The organism is Micromonospora sp. NPDC048871, assembly GCF_043198155.1.
Taxonomy (GTDB): domain Bacteria; phylum Actinomycetota; class Actinomycetes; order Mycobacteriales; family Micromonosporaceae; genus Micromonospora.
This window is the reverse complement of sequence record NZ_JBICUM010000001.1, coordinates 334,497-352,594: the sequence shown is the minus strand read 5'-3', so window position 1 is coordinate 352,594 and position 18,098 is coordinate 334,497. Positions and strand designations below refer to the sequence as shown.

The window sequence follows — 18,098 nt, the reverse complement described above, 5'->3', positions numbered from 1 at the left end:
GCACTTTCTGTCGGGGCGAACCCGCAGCAAAGGTGCATTTCGGCGACCAGAAGTGCAAGATCGCGGGGAATGGGGGGCGGTAGGGTCGGGGGGTGAGGTTTGAGGTGGGGCGGTTGGTGGTGCACCGTAATGTGCGCCGGGGGCGGATCGGGTGGGTTCGGCCCGCCCGGGTGGTCAGTGATGACGAGCGGGGGCTGCTGCTCTGGGTGGCCGAGGGGTCGCCGGTGGCCGGCGAGGTGAACGCCGACGGGCTGGGGATGCGGGCGGTTCCGTTCGCGCAGTGGCTCACTCCGACCTTCCAACTGAAGCAGGGGCGGTGGAACGGGCCGCCGCTGCTGAAGTTCCTGCCTGCCGGGGCGGCGCATTCCGTCTGGTGGTTCCGCGACCCGCAGGGGCGTTTCGCCGGGTGGTACGTCAACCTGGAGGAGCACGGGGTCCGGTGGGACGACGGCGGGCTGGCCGGGGTCGACATCGTGGATCAGGATCTCGATGTGTGGGTGCGCCCGGACCGCAGCTGGGAGTGGAAGGACGAGGGCGAGTTCGTCGAGCGGCTGGCCTTCCCAGAGCACTACTGGGTGACCGACGAGGCGGCCGTACGAGCCGAGGGCAAGCGGGTGATCGCCCTGGCCGAGGCCGGGGAGTTCCCCTTCGACGGCACCTGGTGCGATTTCACCCCACCCCCGCAGTGGGTGCCCCCGGAGCAGTTGCCCACCGGCTGGGACCGCCCACCCGCACGCTGAGCCGGCTGTGTTCTGCGTCACTTCGGGGCCACTGCGGGTGACCCGCCCCGGTCCGATGTGAGGGATCCCGGGTGGATCTGGCAGAATGGCTGGCTGGTATCCGGCGCGCGTCCGGCGCCCTCTAACCCGGGCGTGCCGCCAGTCCACCCGAGCTGTCTCCGGCCCAACCCCACTGTGCCGGTTGGCGCTCACCCGTGCACACCGCCCACCTGGGCCGGTGAGATCGCAACAGGAGCGAAACAACCGTGGCCGTAAAGATCCGGCTCCTGCGGATGGGCAAGATCCGCAACCCGCAGTACCGCATCGTCATCGCCGACTCGCGTACCAAGCGCGACGGCCGGGCGATCGAGTTCGTCGGGATCTACCAGCCGAAGGAAGACCCTTCGGTGATCGAGGTCAAGTCGGAGCGGGTCCAGTACTGGCTGTCCGTCGGCGCCCAGCCGAGCGAGGCGGTGCAGCGGCTGCTGGAGCTGACCGGTGACTGGCAGAAGTTCAAGGGCCTGCCGGCCCCGCCGCCGCTGAAGGTGGCGCCGGAGCGGGTCGACCGCACGGCCGCCTACGAGGCCGAGGCCAAGGCCGCCGCCGGTGTGGCGGACACCCCGGCCAAGCCGGCCAAGAAGGCCGCCAAGGCCGAGGCGGAGGCGCCGAAGGCCGAGGAGCCGGCCGCTGCGGACTCCGGTGAGCAGGCCTGACATGGCACTGCGGCCGGCGTTGGAGCACCTGGTCAAGGGCATCGTCGATCACCCCGATGACGTACGCGTCCGGATGGTCGACTCCCGTCGGGGCAAGCGGCTCGAAGTCCGCGTGCACCCCGAGGACCTGGGCACCGTGATCGGGCGGTCCGGTCGGACCGCCAAGGCACTGCGCCAGGTGATCGGCTCCATCGGTGGGCGCGGCGTGCGCGTCGACATCGTCGACTCGTACTGATGCAGCTCATCGTCGGCAGGATCGGCAAGCCGCACGGCATCCGCGGTGAGGTCACCGTGGAAGTGCGTACGGACGAGCCCGAGACGCGGTTCGCCCCCGGCATGGTGTTGACCACCATGCCGGGGGCGGTTCCCCGTGGCCGCCAGGAGCCGGCCGCCAGTCCGGGAGAGCGCTACGAGGTGCCCGCCGAGCTGACCGTGGAGGCTGCCCGCTGGCACCAGGGTCATCTCCTGGTCGCCTTCGACGGCGTGCTGGACCGCAACGTCGCGGAGGCGTTGCGGGGCACCCTGCTCGCCGTGGACAGCGCCGACGTGGCCCCGCCGGAGGACCCGGAGGAGTTCCACGACCACCAACTGGTCGGGCTGGCCGTGGTCACCCCGGCCGGGGAGCGACTGGGCGAGGTGGCCCGGATCGACCACGCACCCGCCTCGGATCTGCTGGTGCTGCGTCGCCCCGAGGGACGTACCGCGCTGATTCCCTTCATCAAGGTGATGGTCCCCGAGGTCGATCTCGCCGGTGGTCGCGTCGTGGTCGACCTGCCTGACGGCCTGCTCGACCTCTGATCCCGCGGAGCACCCCTGATGCGTGTCGACATCGTGTCGATCTTCCCGGAGTACTTCGCCCCCCTGGATCTGTCCCTGATCGGCAAGGCTCGGGCCAACGGCACCCTGCGGCTGGGCGTACACGATCTGCGTACCTGGACCCACGACGTGCACCGCACGGTCGACGACACCCCGTACGGCGGTGGGCCGGGCATGGTGATGCGGCCCGAGCCCTGGGGTGCGGCCCTGGACGCCCTGGCCCCCGCGGAGTCGGCGGCGACCCCCCGACTGCTGGTGCCCTCCCCGGCCGGGGTGCCCTTCACCCAGGCGTTGGCGTACGAGTGGGCCGCCGAGCCGCACCTGATCTTCGCCTGCGGCCGGTACGAGGGCATCGACCAGCGGGTCCTGGACCACGCGGCCACCCGGATGCCGGTCACCGAGGTCAGTCTGGGCGACTACGTGCTCTTCGGTGGCGAGGTGGCCGTGCTGGTGATCCTGGAGGCGGTCACCCGGCTGCTGCCCGGGGTGCTCGGCAACGCCGGCTCGCTGACCGAGGAGTCACACGCCCACGGGCTGCTGGAAGCGCCGATGTACACCAAGCCGGCGGCCTGGCGGGGGCTGGAGGTGCCGGAGGTGCTGCGCTCCGGCGACCACGGGCGGATCGCCCGCTGGCGCCGCGACGAGGCCCTGCAGCGCACCGGCCGACGTCGGCCGGACATGCTGGCCGCCCTCGACCCTGAGCAGTTGGACAAACGGGACGTGGCGACCCTCGACCGGGCCGGGTTTCCGGTGCCCGGACGGGATATGGCAAAGTAGAGGGGTTGCCGCAGTCGTCTGCGCCGTGGACGGCTGCGAGGATCCCCGACCGGGGTCGGTTCCACCGGCCGCCATCCGGGGATCAGTATCACCCATTCGCGCGCCGATTGACGGTGCGCCGTGAGCCTCACGAGGACGAGCGATGAACATCCTGGACGCTCTTGACGCCCAGTCGAAGCGCACCGACCTTCCCGACTTCCGCGCCGGTGACACCGTGAAGGTGCACGCGCGAGTGGTCGAGGGTAACCGCTCCCGGGTCCAGATCTTCCAGGGCGTGGTCATCCGTCGCCAGGGCGCCGGACTGCGCGAGACCTTCACCGTCCGCAAGCTCAGCTTCGGCGTCGGTGTCGAGCGGACCTACCCGATCAACAGCCCGGCGATCGACCGGATCGAGGTCGTGACCCGTGGTGACGTCCGCCGCGCCAAGCTCTACTACCTGCGCGAGCTGCGGGGCAAGAAGGCCAAGATCAAGGAGCTGCGCGAGAAGCAGCCGAGCTGACCTCGCGCTGCGCCACGCCGCCTCAGCTGCGCGTATGTCGTACCGGCCAGACCGCACTACCCTGGTCGTACGGGCGCAGCGGGGCGGCGACCCGCCATGGCCGGCGGGTGACCTCCACTACCGCCCGGGAAGTCTCGACGAGACTGCCGGGCGGTAGTCGTATCTGCGGACCGGGGAGTGGGCGTGGTACAGGCGCTTGACGACAGCGGCTCGGTTGATCCGTGGCGACGACGGGCCCGGCGTGAGAAACGGCAGATGCCGCTCTGGCAGGAGTTGCCGCTGCTGCTCGTCGTGGCCTTCTGCCTGGCGGTGCTGATCCGTACCTTCCTGCTCCAGGCGTTCTTCATCCCCTCGGGGTCGATGGAGGACACCCTGCTGGTCGGGGACCGGGTCCTGGTCAACAAGGTCGTCTACAACGTGCGGGATCCGCAGCGTGGCGAGGTGGTGGTCTTCCGGGGCACCGACCAGTGGGTCCCGCAGGTGGACGTGGAGCCGGCCGGGGGTTTCACCGACCGGCTAGGCCGCACGGTGGGTGACCTGGTCGGGCTGAGCCGCCCGGGGGAGAAGGACTTCATCAAGCGGGTCATCGGCCTGCCGGGTGACCGGGTCAGCTGCTGCGACGAGCAGGGGCGGGTGCTGGTCAACGGCACCCCGCTGGACGAGTCCGCGTACGTGCTGCGGGACTCCCCCCTGGAGTTGCCCCCCAACCCGCAGGAGTGCCGGTCCCGGCGGTTCGAGGAGATCGTGGTCCCGCCCGGTCAGATGTTCGTGCTCGGCGACCACCGGCTCGTCTCCCAGGACGCCCGCTGCCAGGGCACGGTGCCGATTGACAACGTGGTGGGCCGGGCCTTCGCGGTGGTCTGGCCCTCCAGCCGCTGGCACACTCTGCCGGTGCCGGAGACCTTCGCCGAGGTGCCTCCGGCGGTCACGGCCACCGGCGGGGCGGCCCCACCGGTGCGGCCCACGACCGAAGGAGGGGTGGTCCTGGTGCTTCCGATCGCGGCCACCCTAGCCGTTCTAGCGCGTTCCACGCGGTGGCACCGATCCGGGCAACGTAGGCTCCTCCCGTGATTGACGAGCAGACCGACAAGCCACGCCACTCGTTCTGGAAGGAACTTCCCATCCTGCTGGGGGTGGCGATCCTGGTCGCGGTACTGGTGCGGGCCTTCGTACTGCAGACCTTCTTCATCCCGTCGCCCTCCATGGAGAACACCCTCAAGATCGATGATCGGGTGCTGGTCAACAAGTTGGTGTACAACTTCCGGACCCCGCACCGGGGCGAGGTGATCGTCTTCAAGGCCCCGGTCGAGTGGAGCGGCAACCCCGCGGGCGAGGACTTCATCAAGCGGGTGATCGGGGTCGGCGGGGATCGGCTGGTCTGCTGCGACGCCCAGGACCGTCTGGTGATCAACGGGGTGCCGCTGGACGAGCCGTACATCTTCTCCTTCGACGGCAACCGGGACAAGCCGGCGGACCAGGAGTTCGACGTCGTCATTCCGCAGGGTCGGCTCTGGGTGATGGGTGACCACCGTTCCGCCTCCGGTGACTCCCTGGAGCACTACCAGCAGTCCGGGGAGAACGTCACCGCGGCGACCATCCCGGAGAAGGACGTAGTGGGCCGGGCCTTCACGGTCTTCTGGCCGTTCAACCGGGCCACCCTGCTGACCGTGCCGGAGGAGTTCGAGGCCATTCCCACCCCCTGAGGTGTCGGGGACGGGACGTGGGCGTTGTCGGCCACGTCTGGCAATCTGGTGCGGTGACGCTCTACACCCCGAGGCGCGCCGCCCGGGTGCTCCTGGTCGACCGGGCCGACCGGTTGCTGCTCTTCCGGGGCTTCGATCCCGCCCGTCCGCAGGACGGACGCTGGTGGTTCACCCCGGGTGGCGGACTGGACCCGGGGGAGAGCTACCCCGAGGGCGCGGCGCGGGAGTTGGCGGAGGAGACCGGGTTGCGGTTGGCGATGACCCAGTTCGGTGAGCCGGTGCACGCCGAGGTGACGGAGTTCTCCTTCGACGGGGTGTGGTACCGGCAGGAACAGCGGTTCTTTCTGGTGCGGGTCGCCGCACACGAGGTCGACACGACGGGATTCAGCGAGGTGGAGCGCAACAGCGTGGACGGTCACCGGTGGTGGTCGGCCCAGGAACTGCGCAGCACCGCCGAGCGGTGCTACCCCCTGGACCTCCCCGAGGTCCTGACCCGGGCCCTGGCCTCTACGGCCACGGCTCCCGGTGCGCCATGCTGACCCCGCCGCGCACGGTGGTGCGCCGGGAGGCCGGGCTGTACGCCCTGGAGCGGGCCCTGCAACGGCGTGGCTTCCGGTACGTCGCCGGTGCCGACGAGGCCGGCCGGGGGGCCTGCGCCGGGCCGCTGGTGGCCGCCGCCGCGGTGCTGCCGGAAGGGCGGCGAGGTGAGATCGAGGGCCTGGCCGACTCCAAGCTGCTCACCCCGGCGAGCCGGGAGCGGGTGTACGCCGAGGTCGTCGCGCGTGCCCTGGCATACGCCGTGGTGGTCATCCCGGCCGAGGAGGTCGACGCCCGGGGGCTGCACGTGTGCAACCTGGCCGCGATGCGTCGGGCGCTGGCCTCGCTGACCGTGCGACCGGAGTACGTGTTGACCGACGGGTTCGGGGTCGACGGCCTGGACGTGCCCGGTCTGGCCGTGTGGAAGGGCGACCGGGTGGCGGCCTGCGTAGCGGCGGCCAGCGTCCTGGCCAAGGTGACCCGGGACCGGATCATGGTCGACCTGGAGGCTACCTACCCGGGGTACGGCTTCGCCGAGCACAAGGGGTACATCACCGCCGATCACACGGCGGCCCTGCGCGAGCGGGGTCCGTGCCGGGAACACCGGTTCTCCTACGTCAACGTAGCGGCCGTCTCCGGCCTGGACGGCCGTCCACCCCGCTCCCGTCGACCGCTGGGCGCAAGCTGGGACGAGCCGATGGAGCGCTCAGGCTTCGCAGGGGGTACCGTCGGCGTGGCGTTGGGCGAGCAGCCTCAGCCTCCGGCGTCGGTGGGGGAAGATGTGGTCATGGAAGGCGGAGTGCGATGAGCGCGGAAGATCTCGAAAAGTACGAGACCGAGATGGAGCTACAGCTCTACCGGGAGTACCGCGACATCGTCCGTCAGTTCTCCTACGTGGTGGAGACCGAGCGGCGGTTCTATCTGGCCAACCAGGTCGACCTGCACGTGCGCAACTCCGACGGCGAGGTCTACTTCGAGGTCGAGATGCACGACGCCTGGGTGTGGGACATGTATCGTCCCGCCCGGTTCGTCAAGAACGTGCGGGTGATGACCTTCAAGGACGTCAACGTCGAGGAGCTGGAGAAGCCGGACATCTCCCTGCCGGCCGACTCCGGCTTCGGCGGCTGATCCCTGCTGAACCCCGGCTGATCTCCGGCCGGTTTCCGCGCGGTGGACCCCCACCCGCCGCGATCGGTCCACACTGGCGGTCCGGCCCGGCTGTCGTCAGGCCATAGCAGATCAGCTTCGTCGGCGTGGGTTGTCCACAGGACCCCGCGTCGTCCACAGGCGACCCTTGCCGGGCAGCGAGGCCGCCCCAGGATCGGCACACTCGCCGCCATGGTGACCCGAACCCGGGCGCTCTGCGCCCTCCTGCTGCTGCCCCTCCTCATGCCGACCCTCTCCTCGTCCGGACAGCGGTCGTCCCCCACCATGCTGCCGCTCTCAACGGTGGTGGCTGGTCCGTCGGGGGTGGTGCCGTCGCCCAGCGTCGTGCTGTCGCCAGGGGGCGGGTCTGCCGGGCAGGGGTACCGGTGGCCGGTCGAGGGGGTGCCTCGACCGGGCCGCCGGTTCGATCCTCCGGCTCGGCCCTGGCTGTCCGGCCATCGTGGGGTGGATCTGATCGCCCCGGCGGGCGCGCCGATCCGGGCCGCCGGCAGCGGCACGGTCTCGTACGCCGGTCTGGTCGCCGGCCGGCCGGTGATCTCGGTGACCCACCCCGACGGGCTGCGCACCACCTACGAGCCGGTGGAACCGGTGGTCACGGTCGGCACGGCGGTGGCGGCCGGCACCCTCCTGGGGGTCCTGGCGCCCGGGCACCTGGGCTGCCCCGAGGCGGCCTGCCTGCACTGGGGGCTGCGCCGGGGTACTGACTACCTGGACCCGTTGGCCCTGCTCGGTCTCGGTCGCACCCGGCTGCTGCCGCTGGCCGAGGAGCCGATCAGCCTGGCCGGGAAGCCGGTCAGCGTTGGGCCAGCAGGGCGGGCAGCCGCCCGGCTAGCCGGTCGTACTCGTCGGGCGAGTTGTACACCTGGCCGCACAGCCGCAGCCAGCCCTGCCCGTTCCAGGGGTTGACCGCGACCTGGATGGCGAGCCGCTCGGCGATCCGGGCCCGCAGCGCCAGGGCGCCCTCGACCGTGGTGGCCAGCCCTGGCGGCAACGGGATGATCCGCATGGCGACCGTGGGTCCGCCGGGCTCGGGCAGATCGGCCGGCCGCACCCCCAGGGCATCCCCCACCACCCGCTGGCCGTACGCCGCCAGAGCCGCGTTGTGCGCGCGCACCCGGTCCACCCCGAGGGTACGCAGCAGGTAGAGCCCCACCGGGGCACTCAGCCAGGCGGTGTAGTCCGCGGTCGCCTGCCACTCCACCCGGCTGGGGAAGCCGGCCGCCTGCTCCCAGGAGACCACCAGGGGTTCGATGCGGTCCCGCCAGGACGGGGCGACCACCAGCACGGCCGTGCCACGGGGGGCGTACCCCCACTTGTGCAGGTTGCCGACCCAGAAGTCGGCCCCGATGCTCTGCACGCTCGCCGGCAGCATCCCGGGAGCGTGGGCGGCGTCGACGAGCACGGACACCCCGTGTTCCCGCGCCACCCCGACGATGGCGGCGACCGGCAACAACCGTGCCGTGGCCGAGGTGAGCTGGTCGACCACGAGCAGCCGGGTACGCCCCGGACGCAGCCCGGACCGGACGATCTGCACGATCTCCTCGGTGGTCGCCGACAGTGGCACCGGCAGCACCCGATGGGTCGCTCCGCTGCGGCGGCACTCCCGGGCGATGGCGAAGTCGACCGCACCGTAGCCATGATCGGTGGTGAGCACCTCGTCGGCCGGGCCCAGCCCTAGGGACTGCAACACCACCGCCACCCCGGTGGTGGCGTTGACGGTCAGGGCGGTGCCGTCCGGGTCGGCGCCGAGGAAGCCGGCCAGGTGCCGGCGGGCGTGGGTGATCCGGTCGACCAGGCCGGTGGCGAAGAAGCGCAGCGGGTCGGCCTCCATCTCGTCCCGCAACCGCTGCTGGGCCCGCTGCACGATGATCGGCACTGCGCCGAACGAGCCGTGGTTGAGGTGACTGACCGCCGGGTCGAGGGAGAAGAGCAGGCGGGCGCCCGTCATAGGCTCAGGCGGAGGCGGGACGCTCACCGGATGATCGTAACGCCACCCCCGGGCCCTGGGTGATGGATCTTGATCGGAAAGTGTTCCGCCATTCGGGCGCTGTCGTGGCCGCGACTTAGGCGCGGGGGTGGGCCTGGCGGTACGCCGCACGTAGCCGATCGACCGAGACATGGGTGTAGACCTGCGTACTGGCCAGCGAGGAGTGGCCCAGCAACTCCTGTACCGCCCGCAGGTCCGCCCCGCCTTCGAGCAGGTGGGTGGCGGCCGAGTGGCGCAGCGCGTGCGGTCCGATCCGGGGCAGGTCGGCGGCCTCGGCGTACCCACCGACGATCCGGCGGGCGGTGGTCGGATTCAGCCGGCCACCCCGGGCGCCGAGCAGCAGCGCCTCCCCGGAGGCCGGGACCGCCAGCACGGGCCGCCCGTGTCGCAGCCACTCGTCGAGGGCCCGCTGCGCCGGCAGGCCGTACGGCACGGTCCGTTCCCGGCCACCCTTGCCCCGGACCCGAACCACCCGCCGGCCATGGTCGACATCGGCCAGGTCGATGCCGCACACCTCACTGACCCGCACCCCGGTGCCGTAGAGCAACTCCAGCAGCACCCGGTCACGCCACCGCACCGCCCGAGCCACCCGCTCTCCGTCCTCGGCACCCTCCGCTTCCTCTGTGCCGGTGCCATCGGCGGTGGGAGGGCCAGCCGTGGGGTGGGCGTCGGCCTCGGGGGTGGGATGGGCGCCGGAAGTGGCGCGGCCATCGGCGGTGGATCGGGTGGGTGCCTCGACGAGGAGGGCGGCCTGGTCGGCGCGGAGCACGGTGGGCAGGGTGCGCTGCGGGCGGGGACTGGCCAGGGTGGCGGCCACATCCGTGGGCAGCAGCCCGCCCCGGTGCGCCCAGGCACTGAAGGTGCGCGCCGCCGCCGCGCGTCGGGCCAGCGACGCCCGGGCCGCTCCCATGGTGCGCTGCTTGGCCAGCCAACTGCGTACCGTGTCCAGGTCCAGTTCGGCCACCTCGGCGGCGCCCATCCGATGCGCGTGATCCAACAGGGAGACCAGATCGGCGACGTAGGCCCGTACGGTGTGGGCCGAACGGTTGCGGACCGAGGCCAGGTGCCGGGCGAACTCGTCCACCGCCTCGCGTAGCGGCTCCGGCAGCGCCGCGTGCACGGCCCGGGTGCCACGGGTGCTGCGACCTTCCGTACCCCCCACGGGTCACAGCCTAGGGTCGGGTGCCTCCGCCCGCGACACCGTCAGGGTGGGCGGCTCGGCGGGCGCCTGGGGCCGTCACCAGGGCGTAGCCGTCGCCGCGGCGAACCACCAGGGCCAACTCCTCCAACAGGGACAGCTTGCGCAGCACGGTGCGTACCGCCAGACCGGCGCGACCGGCCAGGTCGTCCACCCCGATCGTGCCCCGTCGGGGCATCACCTCCACGATCGCCCGGGCGTCGTCGTCGATCAGGTCGGTGGGTCGCTGCGGACCTCTTGGCACCGGGGCCAGTTCCCCGATCCGACCCACCTCCTCCAGCACCTGAGCCAGCCCGGTCACCAGGCGGGCGTCCGGTTCCTCCCGCAGGAACTCGTGCGTGCCGACCGACATCGCCGAGGTGACCGGACCGGGCACCACCATCGCCGGTTTGTGCAGCGCCAGGGCCCGTCGGGTGGTCTGGGTGGCGCCGCTGCGGGCCGCCGCCTCCACCAGCACGGTGCCCTTCGTACCGGCCGCGATCACCCGGTTGCGGATCAGGAAACGGGGACGAAGCGGCTCGGCCTCCGGCGGCCATTCGCTGACCAGCAGCCCGGAGTCGGCGATCCGGTCGAACAACGCCGTGTTACCCATCGGGTAGGGGCGGTCCACTCCACAGGCCAGCACCGCGACCGTCCGGCCGCCCGCGCTCAGCGCGCCCCGGTGTGCGGCGGCGTCGATGCCGAAGGCACCGCCGGAGACGACCGTCCAGTCCCGGTCGGCCAGGCCGTAACCCAGGTCCCTGGCGACATGCAGGCCGTACGGGGTGGCGGCCCGTGCCCCGACCACGGCCACCGACCGGTCCAGCGTCTCGGCCAGCGGCAACGGCCCGCGTACCCAGAAGCAGAGGGGTGGGGCGGTCTCCCGGTCGACCCGGCGGCGCGCATCCTGCAGCACGAGGGTGCGCAGTTGCTCGACCGAGGCGGGCCACTCGTCGTCATCCGGCACGATGACGCGGGCACCTAGCCGTTCGCCGCGTTCCAGGGCCTCGGCGGCGATGGCCCGCGCATCCCCGGCCTGGCGGCGGGCCGCCACGCTGTCGCGTAACTCCTCCTGGGGCGCCCCGCCGTCGAGCAGCAGATCCAGGGCGGCCACCGGGCCGAGTTCGTCGACCAGCGCGTACACCGAGCGGGTGCCCGGCTCGGCCAGCCAGGTCAACGCCACCCGGGCCAGTGTGGTCTCGTCGTACGTGCTCATATGCCCTCTCCCGTCCTGAGGTGGATGGCCTCGCCGACGTCGTGTCGGTCCGGGCGGGGGCGCCCGTCGAGGTCGGCGATGGTCCAGGCGAGCCGGATGACCCGGTCGAAGCCGCGCGCGGAGAGCGACCCCGAGTCGAGCCGGGCTCGTAGTTCGGCGGTGTCGGCGGCGGGTAGCTGCCACGGGGGCCGGCGCAGTTGCTGACCGGGCACCTCCGCGTTGAGGCGGCGACCCAACACCGACCAGCGCTCCGCCGCCGCCCTACGAGCGGCCAGCACCCGGGACGCCACCACCGCGGAGGACTCGTGGGTGCCCGCCTCCATCAGGTCGGCGGCGCGCATCGGCAGCAGCCGCACCTGAAGATCGATCCGGTCGAGCAGGGGACCGGAGAGTCGACCCAGGTAGCGGCGGCGGGCCTGCGGGGGACACTCGCACCGGTCGTCGCCGGCCGGACTGGCACACGGGCAGGGATTGGCCGCGATCACCAGCTGTGCCCGGGCGGGGTACTCGGTGCCGCCCCGGCTACGGGCCAACCGCACCCGACCGTGCTCCAGCGGTTGGCGTAACGCCTCCAGGGCGGCGCGGCTGAATTCCGGAGCCTCGTCCAGAAAGAGCACCCCTCGGTGGGCCAGCGAGATCGCGCCGGGCCGGGCCATCCCCGTCCCGCCGCCGACGATGGCCGGGATGGTCGCGGTGTGGTGCGGGGCCTGGAACGGGGGCCGCCGCAGCAGCCCACCCTCCGCCGGCAATAGCCCGGCGATCGAGTGCAGCGCGGTCACCTCCAGGGCGGCGGCGTCGTCCAGCTCCGGCAGAATCGAGGGCAGACGCTCGGCCAGCATCGTCTTGCCGGCCCCCGGCGGGCCGATCAGCGCCAGGTGGTGGCCCCCGGCGGCAGCCACCTCCAGGGCCCGCCGACCGAGCCCCTGCCCGGCCACCTCGGCCAGATCGGGGCCGGGATCGGCCGGCGGCGGCAGGTGGGTCGGGGGCTCGATCAGGGGTACGCCGTCGCGGACGTAGGCGATCAGCCGGTGCAGGTTGTCCACGCCGCGTACCCGCAGGCCGGGCACCACGGCGGCCTCGGCACTGTTGGCGGCCGGCACGATCACCCGCTGGACCCCGGCCCGGGCCGCCGCGGCGGCCATCGGCAGCACCCCCCGGACCGGTCGGACGGTGCCGTCCAGGCCCAGTTCGCCGAGGATCACCACGCCCTCCAGCGGGGCCAGGGGCAGCTCACCGGAGCCGCCGAGCAGCGCCGCCGCGATCGCCAGGTCGAAGGCCGAGCCGAACTTGGGCATGGTGGCCGGTAGCAGGTTCAGGGTGATCCGCCGGTTCGGCCAGCGCTGGCCGGAGTTGACCACGGCGGCGCGGACCCGGTCCCGGGCCTCGTGCAGGGCGGTGTCCGGCAGCCCGGAGATGACCACGGCGGGCAGGCCGGGTGCGAGATCCGCCTCCACCTCCACCAGATGACCGGTGACCCCGACCAGGCCGACACAGAGCACCCGGGCGTAGCTCATCAGAAGGCTCCCTTGAGATGTTCGACCTGGGCCCGGCCGGTGCGCGGCAGCAGGACCGAGACGACGTCGAAGCGGATCTCCTCGGCGGTAGTGCCGGTGGCCGCCAGCCACGCCACGGCGAGCCGACGCAGCCGGCGGGCCTTGCGGCTGACCACCGCCTCGGCCGGGGTGCCGAAGTCGTGGTTGCGGCGGGTCTTCACCTCGCAGATGACGAGCACCGGCCCGTCCCAGGCCACGATGTCGATCTCTCCGGAGGGGCAGCGCCAGTTCCGGGCCACCGGGCGCAGCCCTGCCTCGATCAGGTGCCGGACGGCGCAACGCTCCCCGTACCCGCCGACCGCCTGGTTCCGCTTGCTCATGGCCGGCACCCTGCCGGGACCGGAGCCGTCGAGGTGCCCCCGGTGGTACGACCTGTGGACAACGGGAGGTGTTGTGGACAGCCGGACGATCATGCCCTTGGTGTGCTAAGGCGGGCCTGAGTGACGAATCAGCTTCTTGCTCTGCGTACCCGGTCGAATCGCCCTTCCGGTCCTGGTCAGGGCCGGGGCCGAATGGCGACCGGCCGGTTGGTCGCATACCGTGCCGGACGTGGATGGACGACGTAGCTTTGCCGATGATCAGGAGTCGCGTTGGTACCCCGGCGACCGTGATTACCGCGACCCGGACTGGCTCGGCACGGCGCAGGCGAGACACCTGGACGACCAGCTGTCGGTGGCCCCCGAACAACGGGTCGACGACGAGGACCGGCACGACACCTCGGCGCGGCGCTTCGGCGGTGCGGATCCCCTGGCCGAGACCTCGGCCGAGCCCGAGCGCTACCGGGCCTCGCGCGCCCGGCGAGCCGGGTCGACCGACCCGGACATCTCCGGTGAGCTGCCCACCGAACGGTCGCCCTGGCGGACCGCCCAGGAGACCAGCCCGCCGGTGGCTGGAGATCCCCTGGGTGACCCGACCCGCCCGGCGCCGATGGTGAGCGACCCGGCCCCGCTGGCGTCCGTGGTGGGTGACCCGGCCCGGCCCGTGCCGCTGGCCGGGTATCCGATCGTGGAGGCCAAACGGGGCACGGAGGCGGTGAATCCCCTGGAGCAGCCGACCGGGCCGATGCCGCCGGTGGCCCCTCGGGGTGACCTGTCGGCGGGGGAGGCCGGGACGGACACCGGCTTCCGGCCGGCGGCCGGGGAAGCCGGCTACCAGGTGCCGGGCGTACCGGCCGGGTCGCCCAGCGGCGACGGGGTCTACCGGACCCGCCGACCGGTGCTCGCGGTGCTGTTCGCCGTCCTGTTGGTGATCCTCGAGGTGCCGGCCCTGCGGGTGTTGCTGCACGGGGCGACCGCGGATCCGGTTTCCGCCGCCGATGTGCTGGTGGGTACCTTCCTGGTGGTCGGTCTGCCGATCTTCGCGGCCGGTCTGTACGGGCTGCGGACCACCGGGTTCGCGCTCACCGACGGGGCACGCGGCTGGCTACGCCCGCCCACCGCCTACCTGACCGTCGGCCTGGCGCTCTTCCTCGCCGCGGCGCTGGCCGCCGGCTGACCCACCTGCCGCTCCACCGGCTGACCATCTGGGCGCTCGGAGGTGTTAACAAGGGGCCCTTGCTCTACCGCAGGCGTTAACAGGGGGCCCTTCCTTGCACCCGGGGGCTGGGCGGTGGGGCAGGGGCGTACACTGGTCGACTGGCGACCGCCTCGCGCGGTCGACCTCGCGTGCCCTCCTCACGAAGTCGTCGTGCGGCGGCGGCCTCCCTGGTCCCGACCTGTCGGGCCCATCCTGGCCGACGACCGGGCACCAGGCCACTCGGCCGCCGGCCGAGCGGACGAACCAGGGACCCCAAGGAGTACGAACCATGGCCGTCGTGACCATGCGTCAGCTGCTGGAAAGTGGTGTTCACTTCGGGCACCAGACCCGGCGCTGGAACCCGAAGATGAAGCGCTTCATCTTCACCGAGCGCAATGGCATCTACATCATCGACCTGCGCCAGACCCTCGACTACATCGAGAAGGCGTACGAGTTCGTGCGCAACACGGTGGCCGAGGGCGGCAGCATCCTGTTCGTCGGCACCAAGAAGCAGGCCCAGGAGGCCATCGCCGAGCAGGCGACCCGGGTCGGCCAGCCGTACGTCAACCACCGCTGGCTCGGCGGCATGCTGACCAACTTCCAGACGGTGTACAAGCGGCTGCAGCGGATGAAGGAGCTGGAGGCCCTCGGTGACCTCAGCGGCACCGCTGCCGGCTACACCAAGAAGGAGACCCTTCAGCTCTCCCGCGAGAAGATCAAGCTCACCAAGACCCTCGGTGGTCTGCGGGACATGCAGAAGCTCCCGGCCGCGGTCTGGATCGTCGACACCAAGAAGGAGCACATCGCCGTCGACGAGGCCCGCAAGCTGGGCATCCCGGTGATCGCCGTGCTCGACACCAACTGCGACCCGGACGAGGTCGACTTCCCGATCCCGGGCAACGACGACGCGATCCGCTCGGCCGAGCTGCTGACCCGGGTCGTGGCCGCCGCCGTCGCCGACGGCCTGATCGCCCGTTCCGGCCGTCGCCGTGGTGGCGACGAGAAGCCGGAGGCCGGTGTCGCCACCGACGAGCCGCTGGCCGAGTGGGAGCGCGAGCTGCTCGAGGAGCCCAAGAAGGCTGACGAGGAGCCCGCCGCCGCCACCGAGCCGGCCCCCGAGCAGCCGGCTGCCGTTTCCGGTCAGTGATCCCGCCGCCGTCCGGTCACCGTCGATTCGCTGATGGTGACCGGCGGCGACCAGGTCGGCACGAACTTCCCGAATCCGGGTAACCGGCACCTCAGACCATCCCATCGCAATCTCAACACCGAAGAGAGAGCCATGTCCCAGATCACCGCCGCGGACGTCAAGAAGCTCCGCGACCTGACCGGCGCCGGCATGATGGACAGCAAGAAGGCCCTGACCGAGGCCGAGGGCGACTTCGACAAGGCCGTCGAGATCTTGCGCGTCAAGGGCGCCAAGGATGTCGGCAAGCGGGCCGGTCGTACCGCCGCCAACGGGCTGATCGCCCACGCCGGCCAGGCCCTGCTCGAGTTCAACTGCGAGACCGACTTCGTCGCCAAGAACGACGCCTTCATCGCTCTGGCCCAGCAGTTGGTCGAGCACGGTGAGCGTTCCGGCGTGAGCAACGCCGAGGAACTGCTGGCCAGCGAGATCGACGGCCGTCCGGTCGCCGACCTGGTCCAGGAGCAGTCGGCCAAGATCGGCGAGAAGCTGGTGCTGAACCGCTTCGCCAAGCTCGACGGCACGGTCGCGGTCTACCTGCACCGTAAGGCCCAGGACCTGCCCCCGGCGGTCGGCGTGATGGTGCAGTACACCGGCAAGACCGACGAGGCCGCCGACGCCGACGCCCGCGCCGCTGCCATGCAGATCGCCGCGATGCGTCCGCAGTACCTCACCCGTGACGAGGTGCCGGCCGAGGTCGTCGAGTCCGAGCGGCGCATCGCCGAGCAGACCGCCCGGGAGGAGAACAAGCCCGAGGCGGCCCTGCCGAAGATCGTCGAGGGTCGGGTGAACTCCTTCTTCAAGGACTTCGTCCTGCTGGAGCAGTCCTCGGTCACCGACAACAAGAAGACCGTGAAGCAGGTGCTGGCCGAGGCCGGCATCGAGGTCACCCGCTTCGTGCGGTTCGAGGTCGGCCAGGCCTGAGCCGCCGTCGGGCGCCCTGCGCCCGTGGGCTGAGCAACGACACGACGAGGAGGCCGCCGGTGTACGCGACAGGCACCGCGGCCTCCTCGTCCCATAAGGTCGACAGCGGCAGATATGCACCCGGTGTACCGGTGGGGGAAGGACGGGCGGATGACGCAGGTTGTGAGTGATCGGACGCTGGCGGCGGACGACCCTACGGCGCCACCGCCCGGCCGGTCCCGTCGGGTGGTGTTGAAGCTTTCCGGCGAGGTGTTCGGTGGTGGCGCGATCGGCGTCGACCCGGACGTCGTACAGGCCATCGCCCGGCAGATCGCCACGGTGGTACGGCGCGGGGTGCAGGTTTCCGTGGTGGTCGGCGGCGGCAACTTCTTCCGGGGTGCGGAACTCCAGAAGCGGGGCATGGACCGGGCCCGGGCGGACTACATGGGCATGCTCGGCACCGTGATGAACTGCCTGGCCCTGCAGGACTTCCTGGAGAAGGAAGGCATCGAGACCCGGGTGCAGAGTGCGATCACGATGGCCCAGGTCGCCGAGCCGTACATCCCCCTGCGGGCGATCCGGCACCTGGAGAAGGGCCGGGTGGTCATCTTCGGTGCCGGGGCGGGAATGCCGTACTTCTCCACGGACACGGTGGCCGCCCAGCGCGCGTTGGAGATCCACGCGGACGTGGTGCTGATGAGCAAGAACGGCGTGGACGGGGTCTACACCGCCGACCCGCGGATCGACCCGACCGCCAGCAAGTTCGACTCGATCACCTTCTCCGAGGTGCTGCGCCGCAACCTGCGGGTCGCCGATGCCGCCGCTTTCAGCCTCTGCATGGAGAACGGTCTGCCGATGCTGGTCTTCGGCGCCCAGGGGGACGACACCATCGTCCGAGCGGTGGGCGGCGAGAAGATCGGCACGCTGATCACCACCTGAAGCGACCGTCGATCTGATCTCGACGGCCCCGGTGACCGACAAGCCCCACGACGAGCACAAGAAGGAGGCGAGGAGAACGGTGATCGACGACACCCTCCTCGAGGCCGAGGAGAAGATGGAGCGTGCGGTCGAGCACGCCAAGGAGGAGTTCGGTGCCATCCGCACCGGCCGCGCCACTCCGGCCATGTTCTCCAAGGTCATCATCGACTACTACGGCACCCCGACCCCGCTGACCCAGATGGCGTCGGTGGCCGTCCCGGAGCCGCGGATGGCCATCATCAAGCCGTACGACAACTCGCAGCTCAATGCCATGGAGAAGGCGATCCGCGACTCGGATCTCGGGGTCAACCCGAACAACGAGGGCAACCAGCTGCGCATCCTGCTCCCGCAGATGACCGAGGAGCGCCGCCGCGACATGATCAAGGTCGCCCGGCACAAGGGTGAGGAAGCCAAGGTCGCCATCCGCAACATCCGCCGCAAGGGCAAGGAAGAGCTGGACCGGCTCGTCAAGGACGGCGAGGTCGGCGAGGACGACGGCCGCCGCGCGGAGAAGGAACTGGACGACCTGACCCAGCGGTACGTCGGGCACGTCGATGAACTGGTCAAGCACAAGGAGACCGAACTCCTGGAGGTCTGAGCGCGCACCCGGTCGCTGGTGCCCGGCCCGTCCGCCTGGCCCGCCCCCGCCAGGTTG

20 protein-coding genes and 2 pseudogenes are annotated in these 18,098 nt (G+C 71.5%); 17 read left to right on the top strand and 5 right to left on the bottom strand.

Translation table 11 applies throughout. The features are described 5' to 3' along the window. Window positions 1–92 precede the first annotated feature (92 nt). The 12 genes and pseudogenes from ACGFIK_RS01685 (at window position 93) to ACGFIK_RS01630 (ending at window position 7,837) form a co-directional block, all read left to right on the top strand. A complete protein-coding gene (locus ACGFIK_RS01685; protein ID WP_327022258.1) occupies window positions 93–740 on the top strand; it encodes a DUF402 domain-containing protein in 648 nt (215 codons plus the stop codon). A 245-nt stretch (window positions 741–985) separates the two neighbouring features. Then, window positions 986–1,432, top strand: coding sequence for a 30S ribosomal protein S16 (rpsP, locus tag ACGFIK_RS01680; RefSeq protein ID WP_327022257.1), 447 nt, complete (start codon window positions 986–988; stop codon window positions 1,430–1,432). Beyond that, a complete protein-coding gene (locus ACGFIK_RS01675) occupies window positions 1,407–1,667 on the top strand; it encodes an RNA-binding protein (RefSeq protein WP_357530361.1) in 261 nt (86 codons plus the stop codon). The genes rpsP and ACGFIK_RS01675 overlap by 26 nt, the downstream gene beginning before the upstream one ends. Then, complete coding sequence (gene rimM, locus ACGFIK_RS01670) at window positions 1,667–2,230, top strand: ribosome maturation factor RimM (protein WP_327022256.1); 564 nt, start codon at window positions 1,667–1,669, stop codon at window positions 2,228–2,230. The genes ACGFIK_RS01675 and rimM overlap by 1 nt, the downstream gene beginning before the upstream one ends. An 18-nt stretch (window positions 2,231–2,248) precedes the next feature. Then, window positions 2,249–3,025, top strand: a complete 777-nt coding sequence (trmD, locus tag ACGFIK_RS01665) for a tRNA (guanosine(37)-N1)-methyltransferase TrmD (RefSeq protein WP_327022255.1) — start codon at window positions 2,249–2,251, stop codon at window positions 3,023–3,025. 142 nt (window positions 3,026–3,167) lie between these two features. Further along, on the top strand, window positions 3,168–3,524 hold the full coding sequence (gene rplS / locus ACGFIK_RS01660; protein ID WP_327022254.1) for a 50S ribosomal protein L19: 357 nt from the start codon (window positions 3,168–3,170) through the stop codon (window positions 3,522–3,524). 183 nt (window positions 3,525–3,707) lie between these two features. Next, window positions 3,708–4,582: pseudogene (gene lepB, locus ACGFIK_RS01655) on the top strand (signal peptidase I). A gap of 9 nt (window positions 4,583–4,591) precedes the next feature. Further along, the gene (gene lepB / locus ACGFIK_RS01650) at window positions 4,592–5,227 is read left to right on the top strand and encodes a signal peptidase I (RefSeq protein ID WP_327022252.1); all 636 of its coding nucleotides are present in this window, start codon (window positions 4,592–4,594) and stop codon (window positions 5,225–5,227) included. A gap of 53 nt (window positions 5,228–5,280) precedes the next feature. Continuing rightward, window positions 5,281–5,766: an NUDIX domain-containing protein gene (locus tag ACGFIK_RS01645; RefSeq protein WP_327022251.1), complete on the top strand. Its 486-nt coding sequence runs from the start codon at window positions 5,281–5,283 to the stop codon at window positions 5,764–5,766. Then, on the top strand, window positions 5,760–6,572 hold the full coding sequence (locus tag ACGFIK_RS01640; protein WP_327022250.1) for a ribonuclease HII: 813 nt from the start codon (window positions 5,760–5,762) through the stop codon (window positions 6,570–6,572). The genes ACGFIK_RS01645 and ACGFIK_RS01640 overlap by 7 nt, the downstream gene beginning before the upstream one ends. Beyond that, on the top strand, window positions 6,569–6,892 hold the full coding sequence (locus ACGFIK_RS01635; protein ID WP_007075222.1) for a DUF2469 domain-containing protein: 324 nt from the start codon (window positions 6,569–6,571) through the stop codon (window positions 6,890–6,892). The genes ACGFIK_RS01640 and ACGFIK_RS01635 overlap by 4 nt, the downstream gene beginning before the upstream one ends. 213 nt (window positions 6,893–7,105) lie before the next feature. Continuing rightward, a complete protein-coding gene (locus ACGFIK_RS01630; RefSeq protein WP_393337665.1) occupies window positions 7,106–7,837 on the top strand; it encodes a M23 family metallopeptidase in 732 nt (243 codons plus the stop codon). On the opposite strand, the gene ACGFIK_RS01625 is transcribed toward ACGFIK_RS01630, so the two are convergent. The 5 genes from ACGFIK_RS01625 to ACGFIK_RS01605 all read right to left on the bottom strand — a co-directional run bounded on the left by ACGFIK_RS01625 (window position 7,725) and on the right by ACGFIK_RS01605 (window position 13,184). Then, window positions 7,725–8,906, bottom strand: coding sequence for an aminotransferase class V-fold PLP-dependent enzyme (locus ACGFIK_RS01625; protein ID WP_327022249.1), 1,182 nt, complete (start codon window positions 8,904–8,906; stop codon window positions 7,725–7,727). The two genes, ACGFIK_RS01630 and ACGFIK_RS01625, sit on opposite strands and share 113 nt — an antisense overlap. An 88-nt stretch (window positions 8,907–8,994) precedes the next feature. After that, complete coding sequence (locus ACGFIK_RS01620; RefSeq protein WP_393337179.1) at window positions 8,995–10,080, bottom strand: tyrosine recombinase XerC; 1,086 nt, start codon at window positions 10,078–10,080, stop codon at window positions 8,995–8,997. Between the two features lie 10 nt (window positions 10,081–10,090). After that, window positions 10,091–11,311, bottom strand: a complete 1,221-nt coding sequence (locus ACGFIK_RS01615; protein WP_393337176.1) for a DNA-processing protein DprA — start codon at window positions 11,309–11,311, stop codon at window positions 10,091–10,093. Continuing rightward, complete coding sequence (locus tag ACGFIK_RS01610; protein ID WP_393337174.1) at window positions 11,308–12,825, bottom strand: YifB family Mg chelatase-like AAA ATPase; 1,518 nt, start codon at window positions 12,823–12,825, stop codon at window positions 11,308–11,310. The genes ACGFIK_RS01615 and ACGFIK_RS01610 overlap by 4 nt, the downstream gene beginning before the upstream one ends. Further along, window positions 12,825–13,184, bottom strand: a complete 360-nt coding sequence (locus tag ACGFIK_RS01605; protein WP_327022245.1) for a YraN family protein — start codon at window positions 13,182–13,184, stop codon at window positions 12,825–12,827. The genes ACGFIK_RS01610 and ACGFIK_RS01605 overlap by 1 nt, the downstream gene beginning before the upstream one ends. Window positions 13,185–13,376: 192 nt before the next feature. On the opposite strand from ACGFIK_RS01605, the pseudogene ACGFIK_RS01600 reads away from it, so the two are divergent. From ACGFIK_RS01600 to frr, 5 genes and pseudogenes are all read left to right on the top strand, one after another. Next, a pseudogene (locus tag ACGFIK_RS01600) lies at window positions 13,377–14,358 on the top strand (hypothetical protein). Window positions 14,359–14,668: 310 nt separating this feature from the next. Further along, on the top strand, window positions 14,669–15,526 hold the full coding sequence (gene rpsB, locus ACGFIK_RS01595) for a 30S ribosomal protein S2 (RefSeq protein ID WP_327022244.1): 858 nt from the start codon (window positions 14,669–14,671) through the stop codon (window positions 15,524–15,526). Between the two features lie 132 nt (window positions 15,527–15,658). Then, window positions 15,659–16,486 (top strand): translation elongation factor Ts, encoded by an 828-nt coding sequence (tsf, locus tag ACGFIK_RS01590; RefSeq protein WP_327022243.1) that lies wholly within the window; start codon window positions 15,659–15,661, stop codon window positions 16,484–16,486. Between the two features lie 150 nt (window positions 16,487–16,636). After that, window positions 16,637–17,404 carry a UMP kinase gene (pyrH, locus tag ACGFIK_RS01585; protein WP_327022242.1) on the top strand — a complete coding sequence of 256 codons (768 nt, stop codon included), beginning with the start codon at window positions 16,637–16,639 and terminating at the stop codon, window positions 17,402–17,404. 79 nt (window positions 17,405–17,483) lie between these two features. Further along, complete coding sequence (gene frr / locus ACGFIK_RS01580) at window positions 17,484–18,041, top strand: ribosome recycling factor (protein ID WP_327027231.1); 558 nt, start codon at window positions 17,484–17,486, stop codon at window positions 18,039–18,041. The last annotated feature ends 57 nt before the right edge of the window (window positions 18,042–18,098 follow it).

Coding starts and splice junctions, on each gene's coding strand:
- rimM (WP_327022256.1), top strand. CDS start 1,667: ATGCAGCTCATCGTCGGCAGGATCGGCAAGCCGCACGGCATCCGCGGT.
- trmD (WP_327022255.1), top strand. CDS start 2,249: ATGCGTGTCGACATCGTGTCGATCTTCCCGGAGTACTTCGCCCCCCTG.
- rplS (WP_327022254.1), top strand. CDS start 3,168: ATGAACATCCTGGACGCTCTTGACGCCCAGTCGAAGCGCACCGACCTT.
- ACGFIK_RS01640 (WP_327022250.1), top strand. CDS start 5,760: ATGCTGACCCCGCCGCGCACGGTGGTGCGCCGGGAGGCCGGGCTGTAC.
- ACGFIK_RS01635 (WP_007075222.1), top strand. CDS start 6,569: ATGAGCGCGGAAGATCTCGAAAAGTACGAGACCGAGATGGAGCTACAG.
- ACGFIK_RS01615 (WP_393337176.1), bottom strand. CDS start 11,311: ATGAGCACGTACGACGAGACCACACTGGCCCGGGTGGCGTTGACCTGG.
- ACGFIK_RS01610 (WP_393337174.1), bottom strand. CDS start 12,825: ATGAGCTACGCCCGGGTGCTCTGTGTCGGCCTGGTCGGGGTCACCGGT.
- ACGFIK_RS01605 (WP_327022245.1), bottom strand. CDS start 13,184: ATGAGCAAGCGGAACCAGGCGGTCGGCGGGTACGGGGAGCGTTGCGCC.
- rpsB (WP_327022244.1), top strand. CDS start 14,669: ATGGCCGTCGTGACCATGCGTCAGCTGCTGGAAAGTGGTGTTCACTTC.
- tsf (WP_327022243.1), top strand. CDS start 15,659: ATGTCCCAGATCACCGCCGCGGACGTCAAGAAGCTCCGCGACCTGACC.
- pyrH (WP_327022242.1), top strand. CDS start 16,637: ATGACGCAGGTTGTGAGTGATCGGACGCTGGCGGCGGACGACCCTACG.